The following is a 20084-nucleotide window of genomic DNA, read 5'->3' on the forward strand; positions in this document are numbered from 1 at the left end:
CTTGCCGTATTCCGATGTCGCCGTCTCATTGCACGCCATCCCGCCGCACGATGACAGCATGCTGTGCGGTCAGCACCGGTGCGTCGCGGCGCATCAGCCAGCGTGTCGCGATGGCCAGCGCGCCCACGAGATAAGCCGTGGTTGCGGGCACCCACATGATGAGTCCGCCGAGCTGCTGATCGTTCAGCGGATCGACACCGAGCGCGCTGCACGGCTCGACATACAGCGGATACCAGAGCTGCGGCGCGAGCGTGATCAATGCGCCGAGCGCGCCCGTGTGCATCATCGTCGTGAACAGCGAGAGCATCGCATGGCCATCCGTCTGCCGCCGCGCGCCCTCGCCTGTGATGCTCCACCAGAAGAGAAGCGCCGTCAGCAGGAAGCTCGCGTGTTGCAGCGTGTGCACCCATGGGCGCATCAGCACCGCTTCGAAGAGCGCGGGCGCATGCCACGCCCACAACGCCGCCGCGTGCAACACCCACGCGGTGATTGGCATCGTCAGCATATGCCAGAAACGCACGAATCCGCGTGTCCTGATACGCTGCCCGACCCACAACCGCGCGCGATGCGGCAACGCCCAGATCCACACGCCGAGCGGGCGGCCCATCGCGCACAACGGCGCCGCGACGAGCATCATCGCTTCGTGCTGAACCATATGCGCGGAAAAGAGCGCACTGCCGAGCGCATCGAGTGGGGAGAAGAACGCCAGCGCGAGCGCGGCCCAGCCGGCCACGAACGCGAGCAGATACGCGCGCCGCAATCGCCTGCTTTGCATGCGCCGCGCGCCACGCCTGCGCAAACGGACATAGCCGGCGACATAAGCGGCGAGACTCGCTGTCATCGACACGACCACCCACGGCTGCGCGCTCCAGCCGAACGACAGCGTCCCGCGCGAAGTGTCGACGAGCCCATGCGCGCGCGAATCCGTCGCGATAGCCAACACAGGCAGCGCGACGAGGACCGCGAACCTCGCAAGACGTCTCAACGACAAGGCGAAAGTATCCATTGGGGGAACCACATCATCAACTGGATCAGCGCACACAGCGCGCCGACCCACATCGCCATGGACGCGAAGAACGCGACGCGTGCATCGCTTTCCGTGCCGCTTTGCGCAGAAGGCCGTGACGCCCTGAGCCACAGGCGCCACGCGAACCAGGCCGTCGCGCCCGAAAACAGCAAGCCCATGCAGCTGACGATGTCGAGCGCGAGACGACTGCCGTGCGAACACGCGACATGAACGAGCGCGTAGTCGATGCTTTGCGCGGTCAGCACGATCGCGGGTGCGGCGAGCAGGCCGAGCCAGGCAGCGGCGGGCATCCGCTTCATGACAGCATCCTTGGCGCCAGATAGATCACGGCGTAGATGGGCAGCCAGCTCAACACGACGAAGTACCAGTAGACCGCGTTCTCGCAGGTATCGACGAGACGTTTGCCTTCGAAGGGCCCTGTGTAGAGCAGCAGCGCGAGCACGGCGGTGTCGACCGTGTCGGTGACGAGGTGCGTCGTGTGCAACCCGAGCAGCAGCCAGACGATCGACCCATACGCGTTCGCGTACCACATCACGTTCAGCGCCGCGAATTCGAAGCCTCGCAGCACGAGGAAGATCACGGCAAACGCGAGGCACACGGCGAGCCAGAGCCGTGCGTCTTCGCGATGCCCCTTCAGCGCGGCGCGTCTCGCCAGCTCGTTCGGCACAATGCTGAGCAGCAATATCGCCGTATTCAACGAACCCCACAGCAGCGAAGGCGGCGGCGCATCCATCGGCCAGGCCGCATTGACGCTGTGCAGGTAGAAGTACATCGCGACGGCAATCGCGAACACGGTGCCTTCGATCAACATCAGCCCTGCCGTCGCCCACCACATCAGGCTGCGCGAACCGAAACCGAAACTCGGCAGCTTGCGCACGTCGAGCGTCGAAGGCTGTTGATCGAGCGATCCGGTTTGCGACGGTCGCGATGTTGCCGCTTCGTGCGCCCGTTTTGACGCAGCGTCGTCCGCCGCATCCGGCCACCGTTCGAGCGCACGCGCGACGGCATTGAAGCGCCGCGCCGGCCAGAACCACGCGATCATGGCAGCCGCAACCGGCAGCGTGCCCCACCAGACCGCGCTCGGTGTGTAGATCGAGCCGATGAAGAACACCGTCGTCGCGACCGCGCTCACGAAAGGCCACAGCGATGGCGTCGGAAACAGCGGACGCGTATCGGGCTTTGCGTCGAGTACGCTCGTCGTCAGCACTTCACGCGCGCCGGCTGTCAGGCCCGATACCCAGCGCGGCTCGCGAGCCCGCTCCCACAACGGATGACATCCGTGCACGACGGGCAGCGCATCGAAGTTGTGCGCGGGCGGCGGACTCGGCGTGCTCCATTCGAGCGTATCGGCGCCCCATGGATCGGCGGACGCGCGCTCGCCGCGCCGCGCGCTGCGAGCCACGTTGACGATGAAGATCAGCACGCTCAGCGCAATCATGTAGGCGCCCGCCGTCGCGCCGAAGTTCATCGTGTCCCACCCCATGCCGTGCGGGTAAGTCCAGACCCGGCGAGGCATGCCATGCAGTCCGAGCAGATGCATCGGAAAGAACGTGACATTGAAGCCGATGAAGAACAGCCAGAACTGCCATTGGCCCAGCCGCGCATCGAGCATTCTTCCCGTCACTTTTGGAAACCAGTAGTGGAATGCGCCGAACAGCGGAAACACGGCACCGCCCAGCAACACATAGTGCAGATGCGCGACGACGAAATAGGTGTCGTGCACCTGAAGGTCGAGCGACACCGAGCCGAGCATCACGCCCGTCAATCCGCCGAGCACGAGAATGAAGAAGAACGCCAGCACGAACAGCAGCGGCACCTTCAGGTTGAGCCGTCCTGTGAGCAAGGTCGCGAGCCAGCAGTAGATCTGCACGCCCGAAGGAATCGCGATCATCACGCTCGCGGCCGTGAAGAAGCTCTTGCCGAGCGCGGGCACGGATGTCGCGAACATGTGGTGGACCCATAGGCCGAACGCGAGGAACGCGGTCGTGATCAGCGCAAGCACCATCGCGGGATAGCCGAATACAGGGCGGCGTGCGAACGTCGCGATGATCGACGACATGAAGCCGAGCGCCGGGATGAAGATCAGATACACCTCGGGGTGCCCGAAAAACCAGAACAGATGCTGCCACAGCAGCACGTCGCCGCCGAGCGACGGATTGTAGAACTGCGTGCCGACCAGCCGGTCGAGAATCAGTGCCGTGCTGGCGAGCATGATCGCGGGCATCGCGAACAGCACCATGAACTGCGTGACGAGTGTCGCCCACACGAACAGCGGCATCCGGTTGAGCGACATGCCGGGCGCACGCATCTTGAGGATCGTCGTGATGAGCACCACGGCCTCCAGCAGCGCGGACAGTTCGGTGAACGTGATCATCTGCGCCCAGACGTCCGAGCCCTTGCCCGTCGCGTAGTCGGGACCGGCCAGCGGCACGTAGCTGAACCAGCCGGCGCGCGGGCCCGAGCCGATAGCAAAGTACGTGTAGAGCATCAGGCCGCCGAACAGGAACACCCAGTACGCGTACGCGTTCATGCGCGGAAACGCGACGCTGCGCGCGCCGATCATCAGCGGCACCAGATAGCCGGCCACCGCCTGCATGACGGGCACGGCGAACAGGAACATCATCGTCGAGCCGTGCATCGTGAAGAGCTGGTCGTATAGCTCCGGGCCGATCAGCCGGCTGTCGGGGCGCGCAAGCTGCGTGCGCATCGCGAGCGCCAGCATGCCGGCGAGCATGAAGAACGCGAATGTCGTGACGACGAAGCGTCGCGCGATGGTCTTGTGATTGACGGCCGACAACATGCCGATCAGGCCGCGTGGATCGCTCCACGTCACGGCCAGCGCGTCGCGCGCGCGTTGCGGCGCGTCGGGTCCGTCCTTCAGCGAAACGTCCGCGTCGACGTGCTCGATGCGCGGTTCGGCCGTGCTCATTGCAACGTCCCCAGCCACGCGACGACAGCGCGCAGATCGTCGGCGGCAAGCGGCACGGAAGGCATCGTCGTGCCGGGCTTCAGCGCCTGAGGGTCGCGAATCCACGCGAGCAGGTTTGCCTGCGTATTCGCCAGCACGCCGGAAGCGATCGTCTGCCGGCTCATCAGATGCGTGAGATCGGGCGCGAGCGTGCCCTGCGCGGAGGTGCCGCGTATTGTATGGCAGCCCGCACAGCTCGATTGCAAAAAGACCTGACGGCCGCGCAACGCGAGCGCGTCGCCTGCCGAAACGGCGGGCGCCGACTGTTGCTTCAGCCATGCCGCGTAACTGTCCGGCGTCTGCGCGACTACCAGCATCGCCATCAGCGCATGCTCGGCGCCGCAATATTCCGCGCACTGTCCGCGATAAATGCCCTCATGATCGGCGCGAAACTCGATCGTCGAATCGACGCCGGGCAGCATGTCCTTCTTGCCATGCAGATTCGGCACCCAGAAGCTGTGAATGACATCGCCTGCCTTCAGTGAAACGATCACGGGGCGTCCGATGGGCACGTGCAGTTCATTGGCGGTGACGAAGCCCGCGTTGCCGCCGTCGGGCGCGTAGGCGGCCTGCCACCACCACTGCTCGCCCGTCACCTCGATATGCACCGCGTTGTCCACGGGCAGACGCGACAGCGCGCGGTCCGTCAACACGTCCGCGACGACGAGCCCGACCAGCAGCACGACCGAGAGTCCCGTTGCGCCGATGACGAAGCGGCGCGTCCGTAGCTCGGGGGCATCAGCCGACCCGGCATCGGGTGGCGTGCGCGCATCGCCGCGCCGCCGGCGCGCGAGCGACACCACCGTTGCAAGCAAGACACCCGCGAACACCACGCCGCAGACGACGAGCGTCAGATTCCAGAGCCGCGCGATATGCGCGGCCTGCGCGCCCGCCGGTTGCAGCGCATTCTGGTTCGGCTGCGCGATCGCGTCGCCCGCGAAGAACGCCGTCAGCGTCAGCGCGCGCTCGGCACACGCATGTGAACGCTGCAACGCAATCGTGAGGCTTCGACTCAGGTTTTCGTGCATGGCAGTGGCCGAACAGGCGGACACACGCGGACAGCAAATTCCGTTCCGCGACACTGCGCAAACCCGCTCATTCATGCATCGCCGCACGAGACCGTCGCGCTACCGTTCGCTCACACGCGGGAGGTTCGGATTCTCAGGCTGCGTGTAGCGCGCGGTGATGGCCGAGAGGACGCGCGAACGGCTCTCGGTTGGCGACAACGATTCGTCCTGTTCGATCGTCCTCGTTTCGTTTGCCAGCTCGACATCGCCGAGCACGCTCTCGAACCATCGCGAGTAGTCGCCACGCTGAAGATGGAAACGCCACGTCTCTTCGTCGGCGCCCTCGGCCAGCTCGACGAACAGGATGAGATTGTGCGCGCGCAGATTGAGCTGGCTGCGCGGCCCACGAAAGTAAAAGCTGCGCTCGGGAATCAGCAGGCCTTCCGCATACTTCCTCAGATGACGGCGATGCTGTCCGCGCCCTCGCTCGATCGTCACGACGTAAGGCTCGCCTTGAGCCGGCTCCCAGAACAATGCTTCGCCGCGCTTGGCACCCTTTTCCGGCACGATGGGCAGGTCCATGTCGATAGAGGACGCGAACGCATCGAGCTTGCCGGCGGCATCGTCGCCGAGCGCGATCGCCACGTTCACCTGCTTGAGCAGCGCCGGCGAAAGCTGCTCGGGATGCACGGTCACGATGAGCGCCGACTCGAGCGCTTCAGGAACGGCCGCGCTCGCGGACGCCCACGTGCGGGGAAACAGATGATGCGCCTCATCGAAGACGAGCCAATGCGGCCGCCCCGTTCGCGCGCGCAGCGTCTGCAGCCTCGGCAGAAGCGCGGCGCAATATTGGGCGCGCTCGCCGGGCGGCACGCGCATCATGTTGATCGCAACGGCTGGCTGGCGCGCGCCTTCGAGCAGTTGCAACGCCTCGTCTTCGGCGGGCACGTGCTGCGCGTCGCCGACCACGGCCGTATGGTCATCGCTGCCGTAATCGCCTTCCGGATCGAAAATGCATAGCTGATGCCCCGCGTCGGCAAGCCTTTCGAGCAGCGCCTCCGTCGCCGTCGACTTGCCTGATCCCGACGCGCCCGCCAGCAGCACGACGCTGCCATACGCGTCGATCGACACGACGGACGACGCGGGCGCGTCGCGACGCTTGCCGACAGTGAGCCTGCATTTGGCAAGCGACGATGCATGGCCGCGCAGATCGTCGGCAATCAGCGCGTCGATCAGCGCGGCCACGCCCCGACCATCTGGATGCGAGGTCACGAGATCCGCGTGCGGCTTCAACGCCGGCAACGCATTTTCCACCGCGACCGACATGCCGCACGCGCGAATCAGCGCATGGTCGTTTTCGGCGTCTCCCACGCCGACGACATTGAGCGGCGACAGCCGCAATGCCGCCAGCGCTGCCATCAAACCCGATGCCTTGCTGACGCCGGGCTGAAGGATCATCACGGCATCGCCGTTGAACACGACATTGAGCTCGAGGCCGAGATCGCGTATCGCTTCGAGCGCGATCCGCTCGTTCGGCTTCATCATCGCGACCAGCGTTTCACTGACGCTGAAGTGCTCCAGTCCACGCGCGCGCAATGCGTCGACAAACGCCGGCGGCGGCGCCTCGGCCAGCAGCCGTTTGTCTTTCGTTGCGGGATCGAACAGCACGCCGCCGTTTTCGGCGACCACGCGCGAGAACACGTCGAGGCGTGGACAGACCGTCAACAGGTCGTCGAGTTCGCGCCCCGTGACGAGAACCGGATAGCGGCCGGACTCGCGCAGCCTTTCGAGCGCGGCCCACGTGGCGTCAGCCACTCGGCCATCTTCTGCGAGCGTATTGTCGTAGTCCGTCGCCAAAGCCAGGTAACGCATGACACCTCCATATCAGCACGCGGATACACCGACACGAGGTCTGCTCCCGTGATCGAGTCGACGCTTGCAAACAGCGTGACTTCGTGGCCGCGCGCGACGAGTTCTTCCGTGAGCCACGAGACGACACGTTCTATGCCGTCATACGCGACGGGCGGCATGCGTTCATAGAGTGTCGAGACTTGCGCGATACGCATCGCTTCGTGTCCAGCATCAGGATTGACGTGCGATGAAGCGAGCATCCGTTGTTCCAGTCGCGCGCGTCGACGAGTCAACGGAATGCCGATTGCTGCCCGGCAAAAGCGATCACCATACGAGAAGAGAAGGCAATGCGAATAGCTCAGATTGCGCCGCTCTACGAACCGGTTCCGCCCCTCGCCTATGGAGCGACGGAGCGCATCGTCCATTACCTGACGGAAGAGCTGGTTCGGCGCGGGCACGACGTCACGCTGTTCGCCAGCGGGGATTCGCTCACCTCGGCCGCGTTGATCGCCGGATGCGAGCGCGGATTGTGGCGAGATTCAAGCGCGTGGGACACATCGTGCCATCACGTGCGCCAACTGGGACAGGTCATGCAACACGCACGCGAGTTCGACATCCTGCACTTTCATGGAGAGCCGATCCACTTCCCGCTGATGCGCAGCCTCGGGTGCAAACATGTCACCACGATGCATGGACTGATGCTCGCGCATGATCATGGTCCTTTGTTGCGCGAGTTCGCCGATGCGCCGCTCGTCGCCATTTCCGAAAGCCAGCGCAAGGCGCTGCCCGGGGCCAACTGGACCAGGACGATTCATCACGGCATTCCCGCGGACGCGCTCCCGTTCGAAGACGCACCGCGCGGCTACCTGTTGTTTCTCGGCCGGATCATGCCCGGCAAGCGCCCCGATCTGGCGATCGAAATCGCGCGGCGCGCGCAGATGCCGCTCAAGATCGCGGGAGTGGTCCATCCTGGCGAGCGCGAGTACTTCCGGAAGACCATCAAGCCGCTGCTGCACAAGAACGCGGCCTTCGTCGACTATCTCGGCGAAACGGGCGGACAGGCGCGCAGCCGTCTGCTTTCTCAGGCGAGCGCGCTGCTGCTTCCACTCGAATGGGAGGAGCCCTTCGGCCTCGTCGCGATCGAAGCGATGGCATGCGGAACGCCCGTCATCGCGTTCAGGCGTGGCGCGATGACCGAGATCATCGAGGACAACGTGAGCGGCCACCTCGTCGACGATGTCGATGGCGCCGTTGCCTCTGCCGAACAGATTGGCTCGATCGATCGACGCGCTTGCCGCCGCGCATTCGAGTCCCGCTTCACCGCTGCGCGCATGGCAGACGATTACATCGAACTGTATGCGAGCCTGTGTGGGGCGCTGGCGCCTGCGACACATGACTGGACGCGACGCCGCGCTCCCTCACTCGAACGTACACTCGACGCGCGCGCCAAAGCGCGCTAAAGAATCGGCGTGCCTCCTGTCACCGCGATCGTCGCGCCCGAGATATAGCTGGCTTCGTCGGAGGCGAGCATCACATACGCGGGCGCCAGTTCGGCCGGTTGCCCGGGCCGTTTCATCGGCACCTGCTTGCCGAAGCTCTCGACCTTGTCCTTCGGCATCGTCGATGGAATGAGCGGCGTCCAGATCGGTCCCGGCGCGACGCAGTTCACGCGAATGCCTTGCTCGGCGAGCAACTGCGCGAGGCCGCCCGTGAAGTTCTGGATCGCGCCTTTCGTCGTCGCGTAGGCGAGCAGTCCCGGGTTGGGTTTGTCTGCGTTGATCGACGTGGTGTTGATGATCGAGCCGCCCTGCTTCATATGCCGGACCGCCTTGCGCGAGATCCTGAACATCGCGCCGATGTTGGTGTCGAACGTGCGGTTCCATTCCTCGTCGCTGATGTCGTCCAGCGAGTCGTACGTCATCTGGTACGCGGCATTGTTGACGAGCACGTCCAGCTTGCCGAACTCCTTCACTGCGCGATCGACGATCTCGTCGCAATGACGTGGGTCGGCAATGTCGCCGCGCACCAGCACCGCGCGGCGCCCTGCTTTTTCGATCCAGCGTTTCGTCTCTTCGGCATCTTCGTCTTCGTCGAGATAGGCGATCAGCACGTCGGCGCCTTCACGCGCAAACGCGATCGCGATCGCGCGGCCGATACCGCTATCGCCCCCCGTAATGATCGCGGCTTTACCTGAAAGCCTGCCACTGCCCGCGTAACTTTCTTCTCCGTGATCGGGCTGCGGCTGCATGGATGCCGTGTGTCCAGGGACACTCTGCTGCCGTTGCGACGGAAATGGCGGCGCGGGTTGCTTGCTGCTGGTCATGACGATGCCCCCTCGTGAACGTTGTCGACGTGCCTGTGTGGCTATCGGATACGGGTGGCGAGCAATACGCCTGCCCGGCCCGAATGGAAAGGCCCGGCTTCGACATAACCTGGCGGCACGGCGTCTGCTCTGTCACAGGGAATTCACGAGCCATGACACGGGGCCGATATGGCATCCAGCGCCTCGTCCGGTTCCCGGCGACCGCCGGGTAGGGCCCACCGCCCTCCCCGTTTAGCGACGAGCAATATGTTCGGTGTTGTCCGGCGGTAAGCCTGGGATGCGATGTCTCGAGCCAGACTCTGTCGACGGGTCGATTCGCCTCGTGCTCGTGCCACCTCAGGGATTGTCAGAATTTGAGGAGACAGCAGCGCCGCCACGGCTACCCGTTTATGGTCGGTCCTTCACGAGCGCGAGAAGACGAGTTGCCGTAGTCGTTCAATCTCGCGGCCTGTTACCGTGAGTCACGTTGGACTTCGTTGCAACGTCGAACCTGGTCCAATGCCTCAATGTGAGGTCTCGCGCGCTTCATTTCCGGGTGATTCAAAACTTAAAAGTACGGCGCTGAAAGCGCCCCCCAATTAACGTCTGACGCTGTATATCGCTGGCGTCCTCGGGATATGCATAGCGATGCGGCTGGCGCGAGAGCTATGGCTGCGTCAGACAGTCTACGGATAACCACGGAGCCGGACTTCAGCGTAACAGGAACGTGTCATGCTGGTCCGAGATGAGTCGCTCGTCCGCAATCGCAGTCATGCATGCGTGACACGCAACGAGCAGCGCTCCGGAGTCAAGGCGATGACCAGCAACCCATTTCAAGCACGGAGGTCGTCTGCGGGCAAGCAGCCAGCGGACGCGCTTACATGACGATCGGCTGCCCTGAGTGCGGCGCGCTCGAAGATATCCCGCCGCTCGCCTCGCGCATGCTCGCACGCTGCCGTGTATGCCGATATCCGCTTGAGCGGCGCAGCGGCCGTAGCCTTAACGCGGCGCTGGCCTGCTCGATGGCAACCTTCGCGCTCCTCTTTCCAGCGAACCTGGCGCCGCTGATGACGGTGCATATGCTCGGCACTGAGCGATCGTCGGTGCTTGCGTCAGGCATCGTCGCAATGTGGCGCGAAGACTGGATCATCCTCGCGGTGTTGCTGGGGACCTTCGGCATCGTTCTGCCGTTCATACGATTCGGTGCTCTTACGCTCGTGCTTGGGGCGGTCCGGGCCGGCTGGCGGTTCAAGGGCATCGGCGCACTGTTTCGCTGGACCGTTTTGCTCGATATCTGGGCAATGCCCGATGTCTATCTCGTAGGCTGCCTCGTCGGATATGCACGCGTGACGCAGAATCTGACGGGCACCATCGGCGAGGGCGGCTACTGTTTCATTGCGGCAGCGCTGATGTCGATGCTCACGCGTGCATCGCTCGATCGCCGGACGATCTGGCGCGCGATTGCGGCTGAACGAACGCTCGCGAAAGGCGAAGCTGCGCTGTCCTGCACCGTGTGCGACCTCGTCGAACCGGTTTCCCGGGAAGGACAGCCGTGCTACAGGTGCGGGCAGAAGCTGCGCGTGCGCAAGCCCGACGCCGTGGTGCGAGCGGCCGCTTTATCGCTTGCGGCACTCGTGCTCACGGTGCCCGCCAATCTTTATCCGATGACCGTTTCCACGCAACTGGGTCACGACGTGTCACATCGGATTATCGACGGCGTGTACCAGCTCTTTCATGCCGGCCTTTGGCCACTCGGCATTCTCATCATCTGCACGAGCATCGTCATACCCCTGGCAAAGATCGTGGGCATGGCCTGGTTCATCGCCTCTGTGAAGCGCCGCTCGCGCGAGCATCTACGAATCAAGGCACATTTGTATCGATGGATTGACGAGCTGGGCCGATGGTCGAACGTTGACGTATTTACGATTGCGGCCTTTGCGCCGCTTATCCCGCTCGACGGCATAGCTTCGGCAAGACCTGCGATCGGCGCGACGGCGTTTGCGCTCGTCGTCTTTCTCACGATGACTGCGTCGCGCGCGTTCGATCCGAGAATGATGTGGGACGTCCGGGTCCGGAGACGACCATGAACAGCCCGCGTTCGCATCGCACGCAGGCCGACGTGCGGCGCAGCGCGTGGCCGGGCTGGATCTGGTCGGTGCCACTCGCGGCGTTCGGCGTGGCCGGCTGGCTCGGCATTCGCGCGCTGGTTCACGATGGCGAAATGGTCACGGTGACTTTCGACAACGCCTATGGGATGAAGCCCGACGACACGATCGTCACACTGCGCGGCGTCAAGGTAGGTGACGTCTCGGACATCTCGCTAGCCCCCGATGGCCGGCACGTCGAAGCGAAGCTCAGGATCGATCACGCGGAAAAGCAGTATCTGCGCAGCGGCACGAAGTTCTTTCTGCGTGGCGCACAGGCGGATTTCAGCGACCCGTCCTCGATGAAGGCGCTGCTTTCGGGGCCCGAGATCGTCATGGAGCCAGGACCCGGCAAGCCAGAGGTTCGCTTCGACGGAGGTGATCGACGGCCCGCGCTTACGCCCCAGCACGGCCCTGTCGTGACGTATGTCGTGCGGTTCGGCGGCGCCGCCGGCGAACTCAGGAACGGCGCCGACGTGGAGTTGCGCGGCTTTCATGTCGGCACTGTCACAAGCGTACGCCTCAGCTACGATGCTGGTACGGGCGCGTTGACCACGCCTGTCCAGATCGCGCTCGACCCGTCGCAGCTCGGCATCGTCGGCGTGCCTCCACCCGCCAACGGCGATTGGCGGCCACTCGTCGATGGCATGATGAAGCGCCTGGTCGCCGAAGGATTACGGGCGCGACTTTCGCAAGACCCACCCTTCGTCGGGCCGCGCAAGGTCAGTCTCGACTTCGCGACAGGCGCATCGGGCGCGACGCTTGCCGCTGACAACGGCATACCCGTGATTCCGAGCGTGGCGTCTGCGGACTTCGACGCAATTGCATCCGGGGCAAACGATGTCATCAGGAAGATCGACGCGCTTCCCATCAAGGAGACGGGCGAAGAAGTCCGCAGTATTGCAGCGCGTGTCAGCGCGCTGAGTTCTTCACCGCAGATTCGCGACAGCCTGGCGCACATCGACCGGGCCGTGACGCAAATCGATCGCACGTTGCACCAGGTGTCCCCGCAAATCGGTCCGCTCGTCGCGCAACTGCGCGAGACGGCCAATGCCGCCGATCACACGGTCGCCGCCGCGAACCACACGCTCGGGGGTGACGCATCGAGCCAGAACGACCTGCCTGCGGCCTTGCGCGAGCTCACGGATACAGCGCGCTCCGTTCGGGCGCTGGCCGATTATCTGGATCGTCATCCAGAGGCGCTCGTGCATGGCAGACATGAGGAGAATCCGTAATGCGCAGTCGTCCAAGCCCCGGCCACCGTGGCCGCGATGCGTTCGTCACTGTGACCGTGCCGACGGCAGCGCTCGTCGTATCGCTTGTCGGGACTGCGATCACGGGATGCGGGCATAGCATGCCCGTGCGCTATGTGACGCTGAACGCGATGCCAGTCGAGACGCGCACGACGACGCCGATATCGCCCGTACAACTAACCGCGGTGCACATACCGGCCGTGCTCGATCGGCCTGAAGTCGTCACGCTGGCCTCCCGCAACCGTCTGACGATCCACGATAGCGAACGGTGGGGCGCTCCATTTGCCCAACTGATGCGCCGCACGCTGGCGCAGGACCTCTTGACGCGATTGCCCGCGGGCTCGTTCGTCTTTCCGGACGCACCAGCGCCACCCGACACGCGTACGCTGGTCGTCACCGTGCTGGATTGCGAAGCCGATGCGAGCGGGAGACTGACATTACAGGCAGCGTGGACGCTGTTGTCCGGGCATCCTGCCCACGTCACGCTGACGCGACAGGCGACGCTCGTGTCCGGGATCGCAGGACATGATGCGGAGGCGCAAGCAGCTGCGATGAGCCGGGTTCTCGGCGAACTGGCCGATGGCATCGCGGCGTCGATACCCACGCATTGAGGCGCAACCTGGATCGCGACTACGCGTTACCGCGAAACAGATCGTCGACGCCGACTAGCCGCCACGCACCGATGCATCGAAGCGGTCGTCGAGGAGGTCGATGTATCGCTGAACCGACGCCGCGACGGCCGCCTTGCCATCGGATTCTATTTCGGCATGACGAAAGGTTCCGTACACGCTCGCATACTCGAATCCCTCAAGCAGTGCCGCCATTGTTCTGGCGTGGCGATAGGACGTCCATTACATCGGACATGATCCTGTTTCCGGCTCGATGACGGCGACATTCCGTAACGTCGATCGCCGATGCGCTGTCGAGCGCGGACGTGGCCTCCGTGGGTGAAGTCCCGCTCCTGCCCATTTTCTGCACAAGTAGAAGTACGCTTACTTCGTAACGCGTTCCCAGCCGTGCCGCACTGCAGCCTTGAATCGTTCCCAGCCACTCTCTGGATAATGCGACTCCCAATGCTCTCGGGCACTCGGCTCGACCTGTTGCCAGTCCTGCCCGCGATATCGCTCATCCTGCCCGAGCGTGGTTCCATGCGTGTACGCGCGCCGATATTCGTCGTATGACGCGCCGGTGTCCGCGTAGTGAGCGTCATAGTCCCTGCGAAATTCATCGTCGTAGTGGTCGTCGTCCAGCGGGGTTCCCATGACAGGATCGCCCACCAGCCCTGTGCCCGAGGTCTGCCGCGCTTTTGCGCCGCTCCTGCTGTCATCGGGCGGGAACGCTGCTTGGGATTTGAGATCCGCGTCCACACCTGCAGAGGTGCGCGCGCGTCCGGCGTCCGGTACACCCGATAACTGCTGCTTCTGCTCCATGGACGGATCCGATCCGCCACCCTCTGTCCGCGTCATTACCTGCTGCATCCCACCGACCACGTTCGGTCCGGCCGACGGGATGGCAGTGCGCACAGTTTCGGTTCCTGCCGCGTGAGAAGCATCGCCGGCGGATTCCGGCGGCAATGCCGAAGCCGGTGATGTGTCGAGCGGCGGCTCTTCCGGGCTATCCAGCGATGACGCGACGTCCGCAACGCGTCCGCTGCGTAACGTCGTGTCGCCCTGGTGGCCCGTCGCCGGCTCGTCCCGGCTGGAGGAATCGTAGGTCGTCGAGCTACCGCGATCTGGCGCGGATTGCGACGTACCCGTTTCGACGGAACCATTCCGCCATGCATTGCCGCGCTCCCCGATGTCGGCTGCGCCCGCGCGGCACATCACCTCACGCGCCAGATCAACCTGCATTTCGGAAACGTCGGCGCTGACAACTGTTCCGCCGCGGCGGATGAATTCCCTGTAGTCTTCGGTCTCCGGTGGATACGCGCCCTGCCTGAAGAGCCGTGCGAACAGATGCTCAAGCTGATCGAAGACAGGCTTGCGATGACGCACGTCACTACCGCCCGGTACATAGACACGCGGCCCTTTTTCGGCGGGGGCATCAACCGACATCGAGTAAATGGCAATATCGGCCTGCGCAACGCCTGCTTCGCCTAGCGCCCGCTGCGCCGAACACGCGTCTGCGTAGCTGTCGTATACGCCTAACACGGTCTGTCTCATGACTGTCTCCTTTCGCCGCCCTTCGGCATCTTCGCCACCGTACGTATGACAGGCGCAACACATGTGCCCGCCCGCGTCAAGCGGCAATTGCGAGACGGCGCCCCTCGTCACCGACGTTGTCTGCGACGACGCGCGCCGTATCATGCGGCCCTCTGAGAACGTCGGTTCCAGAGGATCGACGACAAAAGAGCTGACTACTCGTAGTTCATCGCAAGCACCCATATCCCACAAGGGTAGTGGTCGAGGCAAACCCTTTAGATGCCTCGCATTTACGATTGAAGCAGACTGCCTGACGCGTTATGCGCCGTTGGCCAGCATGGCATCGGTTCTGCGGCGCCAGTGGAGGCGTCTCGATCTGCTCCTGCTTCTTTCCTCGCTTCCGGCATATTGAATTTACTTTGGGTTCCTCATCTGGAGTGTTTCTGGATTGCGTCGGCTCAGGCGCTCGGTTTTTGGCGGCGCATTGCCAGTGACGCATTCACTGCAATATGGTACGGGTACACCAAGGTCTTTACGTCGAGCGTATGGTCACCGGGCCCGCCACCACTCGGGTACGGTTTGCCGGGAAAGCGACAACCGGTCCGCGTCGTGCCAGCCTTCCCATCGGGCTGATTCCTGGTCTTTCCCGACAAGGTGAAATCCAGAAAGGCCCGGATTCGTAGACGCCGGTCTGGTCGGAGCAGTGGAGAACGTGGAGCAGAATGAGGTGTGTCGCGATGGTGAAGCGACGGCGGCCTGATACGCGGCGTGCGCTCCGCGCGTCGAAGTTCCCGTCGATATGCGGTTGGACGCTCGTGTTGTATTCGCCCTCGCGTATGAGGGGGGCGGTGCGAGTGCGCAGTATGCGCGATGCGAAAGAAGAAGGTGTTCGCCGCGCCCACTCGACCGAAGGAGCTTCCGACGATGATATACGGCATCCCGATCAGTTGCGACCGACCCAAATGGCGATCGGCTCGCGATACGTCAACGCAAAGGCCCGTCTGACCGAACGGCACTGACAGAACGTCGATGCGTTCATGGTGCGGCACGCAGTGCACGTCGCGCTCGGACCGCGCGATTCGATCATCATCATTAGGCGTGCGCCTGGCAGAGGGGTTACATCGCCACATGCCGTGGCCCTGTCAATCAATGCTTTGGCACGCGACGACGCGGTGACGGCATGCGCTTTGGGACTGACGTCAGCAGCAGACGATGGTCTCCGCTCGTTGCCTTGAATGGCAACTGCCATTCAGATCATGAAAATCCGGCGATCAGCTGGCCTATAAGATCTGCCCGCACGCAAGCTATGATTGCCGGTTTCGCGCGGCTACCATACCGTGCGCGAGCAAACGTGCCTCACAGACTGCACACATTCGCTCAACGAACGGTGAGTCGCTATCCAGCATCCCTTGCACATCGAAAAAGCGGGTGATCCTCGTGGGCCCGCGAAGATGCTGGATCTTCCAAAGGTCGAAAGCGAGTTGTTCCGAGAGTTGGCCGATACGCGTCGCTTCGAGCCATCCGGGTGAGACACCCTTCATTTTGGCCCAGCGCTGAATGCATTCGACCAGACTTTCGGGTATCAGCCAGATGCCCGCAATAGCGCGCGACAGTAACTGTTCGACGACCAGATGACAGAGCAATTCAATAAGCTGCCTGTCGTCCAGGCGGGCCGATGGTGAGACTGGCTGCTGACCAGAAAAAGCCGGGGCAATGTGGCGTGTCAAGGCGAGGTCTCTGCAAAACAAGACGACATTCATGGGAAATGTTACACGACGGCCTTTATGGTATGAGGAATGAATCTCCGCGTTTCGCGCCGTTTTAATCGACTATTCGCGCCTTTGCTGAAAGCGAATATCGACTGCGAGCCCGGAGCGATGCGCCTTGCATTTATCAATGTCGCGACGAGATCGCGCATTGATTCGCGCTGCGCGACTGCGCGCCATCCGGAGATGGGGATAGGCCACATATGGGCCTGATCGGGCAGCGTGATCAGCGTCGCGATGGGTTCGCGACCTGATTGCGGCCGTATTGCCGGTCGAAGTTTTTGCGGCCCGTCATGCCGAGCGTCAGGCCAGCCATCGGGGCCCATGGCAGCGCCGGCCGTCGCCGCCGCGATCTGCGACAGCGTGACGGGCCAAAACCGCTGCGATAGCCAGATCACGCACGCGGCGACGATCGACAGTGCGCCCGCGCCGACGACGACCGCGCGCCGATGAGACGTGGCATCGACCAGCGCGCCGGCGGGCGCCGTCACGAGCATGCCGACGATCCCGCCGAGCGTCAGTACGGTGCCGATCGTATCGGGCGTCCACGCGCCTGCAAGTAGATGCCGAGAAACGGGCCGACGCCCGCCTGCACGTCGGCCGCGAAGAAACTGACGGCCAGTAGCGGTGTAGTCGGCTTCACGTGCGTGGCGAACGCGTTCGTCCACTCAGGCGTCGATGCCGCAAAGCGTCCTGGCGAAACAGCGTGCGTCCGCCAGGTCCGAACCGCTTCGGAAACCATCGATGGGCGAATAGCCATTGCGCTCGTAAAACGCAATGGCTCGCCGGTTCACTGCACGCGTTTCCAGTACGACGGTGTGATAGCCGGCTGCAACAACCTCTGTTTCCAGCGCGCTCAATATGGCCCGACCCACGCCCGCCTTGTTGGACCGCGCATAGATGCGCTTCAGCTCAGCAACGCCGAAGTCGAAGCGCCGGAACGCACCGCAGCCCAGCAGCGTGCCGTGTGACGTTCGCGCAATCATGAATGCCCCTCTAGCGGAGCACACATCGTCGGTGCAGAAGCGGGACTGACCGCCGTCCCCGGAAAGGAGAGCGAGCATCGCGCTCAGTTCGTCCATCAACATCTGCGCATCCAGCGAATACGGATCTTCACGCTGAATCACAAAATCCATAGCCGATTCCATCATCACGTACTCCGTCTCGCGGCCTTTTTTTATGCGTAGTCGCGCAAGTGCGATTCCTGAATGGCAGTGCGCGCCGATCGGATGCGCGTCGAATCACTCCCGGCCCCAGGCGTCCCATCGGGGTCTGCTCGAACTTGCAGCGAAGACACTCACTTCGTGCGCGGCGGTTCGAGCGCGTCGTCGGGCCGGCGCAGTTCGCCTGCGCGAATCGCCGTCACCGCGTTGACGACGGCACGCGCGACGTTGTCCGTCTCCGCTTGCACGCCCTTATCGTCGTCGAGAGCAGTGTGGCTCGTCGCATACGGCGCGTAGTAGTTGATGTAGCGGTCGAGCCGCGCCTGCGCACCCGCTTCGATGAAGCCCATCCAGTCGAGCCAGTCGGCGAGCGCCGCGCGCGATCCTTCGATGCCCGCGACGTCGCCGTGCACGACGAGGCCATACGCGCGCCCCTTCAGATGCTTCGGATACGGCCACCCTTCCAGCTCGAGTTCCTTCGCGCGCTGCGCATCCTTGCCATGTGTCGATGACGGATCGGGATTACCGCCGTCGGCGCACACGAGCCGGTCCATCATCAGCTTCAGCGGGCTCGGCGACTCGTACCAGTACACCGGCGTCACGATGACGACACCATGGCACGCCGCAAACCGCTCATAGATTTCGTTCATCCAGTCGTTGACCTGGCCGAGCGAATGATTCGGATAGCAACTGCATGGCCAATGACACAAAGGCATGGCAGTCGATACGCAGCCCTTGCACGGATGAATGTGCCAGTCATGATCGGAGGCAAGCAGCGACAGGTCGAGAAAGTCCGCCTCGAAATTCGCAGCTTTAATGACCGACTCTATACGCTTCGCAAGCCGAAAGCTCTTCGACATTTCACCGGGACACGTGTAGTCGTTGCGCGACGATGCGTTGATGATGAGAATGCGCGAACGCGCCGACGGGTCCTGCTGACGTGTCTGCGCCGCCTTCACCCGCAGCGATGCTTCGCGCCATTCGACGGACAAGTCGTAGTCAGGGTCCGCGTAGCCCGCGCCTGCCTTCTGCGTGACGGGTGCCTTGCGGCCCTGCTGATACGCCTGCCATGCGATCACTTCGAGCCGCGCGATGGCGTCGTCCTCGGAGCGGAAAGCGGGATCGTAAAAGCGCGCATTGAAGCGCTCACGAAACGCTTCCCGCGTCATTTTCTCCGTCACCTGTCCTTTCATCACGACGGGCCGCGCACCTTCAGACTTTTTTGCCGGACTCTTCACGAGATTCACTCCTGCTTCGATCGTCGCTATAAAGCGCGCAAAGGCGCGAACGCTATCTGATCTGCAAGCAGCGTACCCACGGTGGTTCGATCATCCAATGTGCAGGCTTCAGACGCCGAATGGATCGAGGTCCGGCGCGCGCTTGGTGGCACGTGTGGCAAGCGGGCGATCGCGTGTGTCGAGTCGGAACTGTTCGGAGAGCGTCGCTTTCGTGTAGTGGCTATGCATCTCCGTATCCGGCCGGTAGATGACGCAGATGAAGCGTTCGAGCCTCGGCGCCCGCAAGCGCTCGTGCAACTGCGGATGCATCGCGCCCGATCGACCACACAGCGAGTCTGATGGGATGCATGGAACTGATGCTCGCAACTGTCCGTCGTTGCATCGGCCGAGCGCTATTACCGGATGATGCGCTTGCGAGCAGCAAGCGCATGACGGCCGATGACGCAGTCCGATCCCATTAGCGCCCATTTATCACTTCGCCTCGCGATCGAACGCGAGGCTTCTTTGAGCAGCGAGCTTGCTGCCCGCCGCTTTCAGCCTTTCATCAACACTTTTTTTCCTGTGGCGATTTCCTCGCCGAGCCGCACGAGATCGAGGCCACTCTTGAGCAGTTTGGGAAACAGAACGGATTCCTCGTCCTCGATGTGATGACGTACGATCTCCACCAACGCTTCGAATGTCGCATCAAAACCGCGGTCGCCGGGCTTCAGCGATTCGAATCTGACGACCAGTGTCTTCATCAGGAAGTGCTCGACGCAGGCTTCATCGACATCGACTTCCTCTAACTGTTGTAGCGCCGTGTATGCGGCGGGATAGAGAATCTCTTCCTCGATCAGCGTGCGAACGGTCAGCTCCTCGCATGCGTGCAGCACGAGCGCGCGCTTTGCTTCATGGTCGGTGTCGGCCATCCTGTGAAAAGCATCGAAGGAACTGCTCCGCGATGCGATGGTCCGCCTTCAGCATTTCGATGGCGTCGTGCGCTGCGTTTTCCACGGCGGCCTTGGAGATGAAGGTCGGCACGATCGAAAAGAGCGCGCCGCTCGGCGAAATCGGCAACCGTGCGTTGAGTGACAGCGCTGAACACCACGTCGCGCGCTTCGTTCAGCGCATCGGCGAAAAAGCGCAGCAGCGCATACGCGAGCACCAGAAACACAGGGAACACAACGGGCGATTCCGGGTGGCTCAATTCGTCGACGATATGTTTTAGCGTCAGCGGAATCGCGA

Annotated in this window: 18 protein-coding genes and 2 pseudogenes; 4 read left to right on the top strand and 16 right to left on the bottom strand. The window is 63.2% G+C overall.

Annotated features, from left to right (window positions below):
* Nucleotides 1-25: 25 nt before the first annotated feature.
* The 6 genes and pseudogenes from AB4Y32_RS33580 to AB4Y32_RS33605 form a co-directional block, all read right to left on the bottom strand.
* Nucleotides 26-1006, bottom strand: a complete 981-nt coding sequence (locus AB4Y32_RS33580; RefSeq protein ID WP_368725439.1) for a cytochrome c oxidase assembly protein — start codon at nt 1004-1006, stop codon at nt 26-28.
* The gene (locus tag AB4Y32_RS33585; RefSeq protein WP_368725440.1) at nt 982-1326 is read right to left on the bottom strand and encodes a hypothetical protein; all 345 of its coding nucleotides are present in this window, start codon (nt 1324-1326) and stop codon (nt 982-984) included. Before AB4Y32_RS33585 ends, AB4Y32_RS33580 begins: the two co-directional genes overlap by 25 nt.
* Complete coding sequence (gene ctaD / locus AB4Y32_RS33590; RefSeq protein ID WP_368725441.1) at nt 1323-3956, bottom strand: cytochrome c oxidase subunit I; 2634 nt, start codon at nt 3954-3956, stop codon at nt 1323-1325. Before ctaD ends, AB4Y32_RS33585 begins: the two co-directional genes overlap by 4 nt.
* Nucleotides 3953-5023 carry a cytochrome c oxidase subunit II gene (coxB, locus tag AB4Y32_RS33595; RefSeq protein WP_368725442.1) on the bottom strand — a complete coding sequence of 357 codons (1071 nt, stop codon included), beginning with the start codon at nt 5021-5023 and terminating at the stop codon, nt 3953-3955. Before coxB ends, ctaD begins: the two co-directional genes overlap by 4 nt.
* A gap of 99 nt (nt 5024-5122) precedes the next feature.
* The gene (locus tag AB4Y32_RS33600) at nt 5123-6874 is read right to left on the bottom strand and encodes an HAD hydrolase family protein (RefSeq protein WP_368725443.1); all 1752 of its coding nucleotides are present in this window, start codon (nt 6872-6874) and stop codon (nt 5123-5125) included.
* A gap of 2 nt (nt 6875-6876) precedes the next feature.
* Nucleotides 6877-7068, bottom strand: a pseudogene (locus tag AB4Y32_RS33605) (glycosyltransferase family 4 protein); the annotation flags it as partial.
* A gap of 132 nt (nt 7069-7200) precedes the next feature.
* Here AB4Y32_RS33605 and AB4Y32_RS33610 point away from each other — a divergent pair.
* Complete coding sequence (locus tag AB4Y32_RS33610) at nt 7201-8313, top strand: glycosyltransferase family 4 protein (RefSeq protein WP_368725444.1); 1113 nt, start codon at nt 7201-7203, stop codon at nt 8311-8313.
* Here the strand turns inward: AB4Y32_RS33610 and AB4Y32_RS33615 are convergent.
* Nucleotides 8310-9176 carry an SDR family oxidoreductase gene (locus AB4Y32_RS33615; protein ID WP_368725445.1) on the bottom strand — a complete coding sequence of 289 codons (867 nt, stop codon included), beginning with the start codon at nt 9174-9176 and terminating at the stop codon, nt 8310-8312. The genes AB4Y32_RS33610 and AB4Y32_RS33615 overlap by 4 nt on opposite strands.
* Before the next feature lie 860 nt (nt 9177-10036).
* Here AB4Y32_RS33615 and AB4Y32_RS33620 point away from each other — a divergent pair.
* From AB4Y32_RS33620 to AB4Y32_RS33630, 3 genes are read left to right on the top strand one after another with little or no spacing between them, the layout of a single operon-like run.
* Entirely contained in the window at nt 10037-11242 is a 1206-nt protein-coding gene (locus tag AB4Y32_RS33620; RefSeq protein WP_368725446.1) for a paraquat-inducible protein A, read from the top strand.
* A complete protein-coding gene (locus AB4Y32_RS33625; RefSeq protein ID WP_368725447.1) occupies nt 11239-12534 on the top strand; it encodes an MlaD family protein in 1296 nt (431 codons plus the stop codon). Before AB4Y32_RS33620 ends, AB4Y32_RS33625 begins: the two co-directional genes overlap by 4 nt.
* Nucleotides 12534-13163: a membrane integrity-associated transporter subunit PqiC gene (locus AB4Y32_RS33630; RefSeq protein ID WP_368725448.1), complete on the top strand. Its 630-nt coding sequence runs from the start codon at nt 12534-12536 to the stop codon at nt 13161-13163. Before AB4Y32_RS33625 ends, AB4Y32_RS33630 begins: the two co-directional genes overlap by 1 nt.
* Before the next feature lie 54 nt (nt 13164-13217).
* On the opposite strand, the gene AB4Y32_RS33635 is transcribed toward AB4Y32_RS33630, so the two are convergent.
* From AB4Y32_RS33635 to AB4Y32_RS33675, 9 genes and pseudogenes are all read right to left on the bottom strand, one after another.
* On the bottom strand, nt 13218-13376 hold the full coding sequence (locus AB4Y32_RS33635; RefSeq protein ID WP_368725449.1) for a hypothetical protein: 159 nt from the start codon (nt 13374-13376) through the stop codon (nt 13218-13220).
* Nucleotides 13377-13544: 168 nt separating this feature from the next.
* Nucleotides 13545-14714 carry a hypothetical protein gene (locus AB4Y32_RS33640; protein WP_368725450.1) on the bottom strand — a complete coding sequence of 390 codons (1170 nt, stop codon included), beginning with the start codon at nt 14712-14714 and terminating at the stop codon, nt 13545-13547.
* A gap of 1283 nt (nt 14715-15997) precedes the next feature.
* Nucleotides 15998-16453, bottom strand: a complete 456-nt coding sequence (locus AB4Y32_RS33645) for a hypothetical protein (protein WP_368725451.1) — start codon at nt 16451-16453, stop codon at nt 15998-16000.
* 8 nt (nt 16454-16461) lie between these two features.
* Complete coding sequence (locus AB4Y32_RS40765) at nt 16462-17127, bottom strand: hypothetical protein (protein WP_439899877.1); 666 nt, start codon at nt 17125-17127, stop codon at nt 16462-16464.
* Nucleotides 17128-17610, bottom strand: coding sequence for a GNAT family N-acetyltransferase (locus AB4Y32_RS33655; RefSeq protein ID WP_368725458.1), 483 nt, complete (start codon nt 17608-17610; stop codon nt 17128-17130). It lies immediately after the preceding gene.
* 146 nt (nt 17611-17756) lie between these two features.
* Complete coding sequence (locus AB4Y32_RS33660) at nt 17757-18815, bottom strand: flavodoxin family protein (protein WP_368725459.1); 1059 nt, start codon at nt 18813-18815, stop codon at nt 17757-17759.
* 153 nt (nt 18816-18968) lie between these two features.
* Entirely contained in the window at nt 18969-19169 is a 201-nt protein-coding gene (locus AB4Y32_RS33665; protein ID WP_368725452.1) for an erythromycin esterase family protein, read from the bottom strand.
* 224 nt (nt 19170-19393) lie between these two features.
* On the bottom strand, nt 19394-19768 hold the full coding sequence (locus AB4Y32_RS33670; RefSeq protein ID WP_368725453.1) for a hemerythrin domain-containing protein: 375 nt from the start codon (nt 19766-19768) through the stop codon (nt 19394-19396).
* A gap of 41 nt (nt 19769-19809) precedes the next feature.
* Nucleotides 19810-20084 (bottom strand): annotated as a pseudogene (locus AB4Y32_RS33675) (hypothetical protein); the annotation flags it as partial.

Source organism: Paraburkholderia phymatum (assembly GCF_040965635.1).
Taxonomy (GTDB): Bacteria; Pseudomonadota; Gammaproteobacteria; order Burkholderiales; family Burkholderiaceae; genus Paraburkholderia; species Paraburkholderia phymatum_B.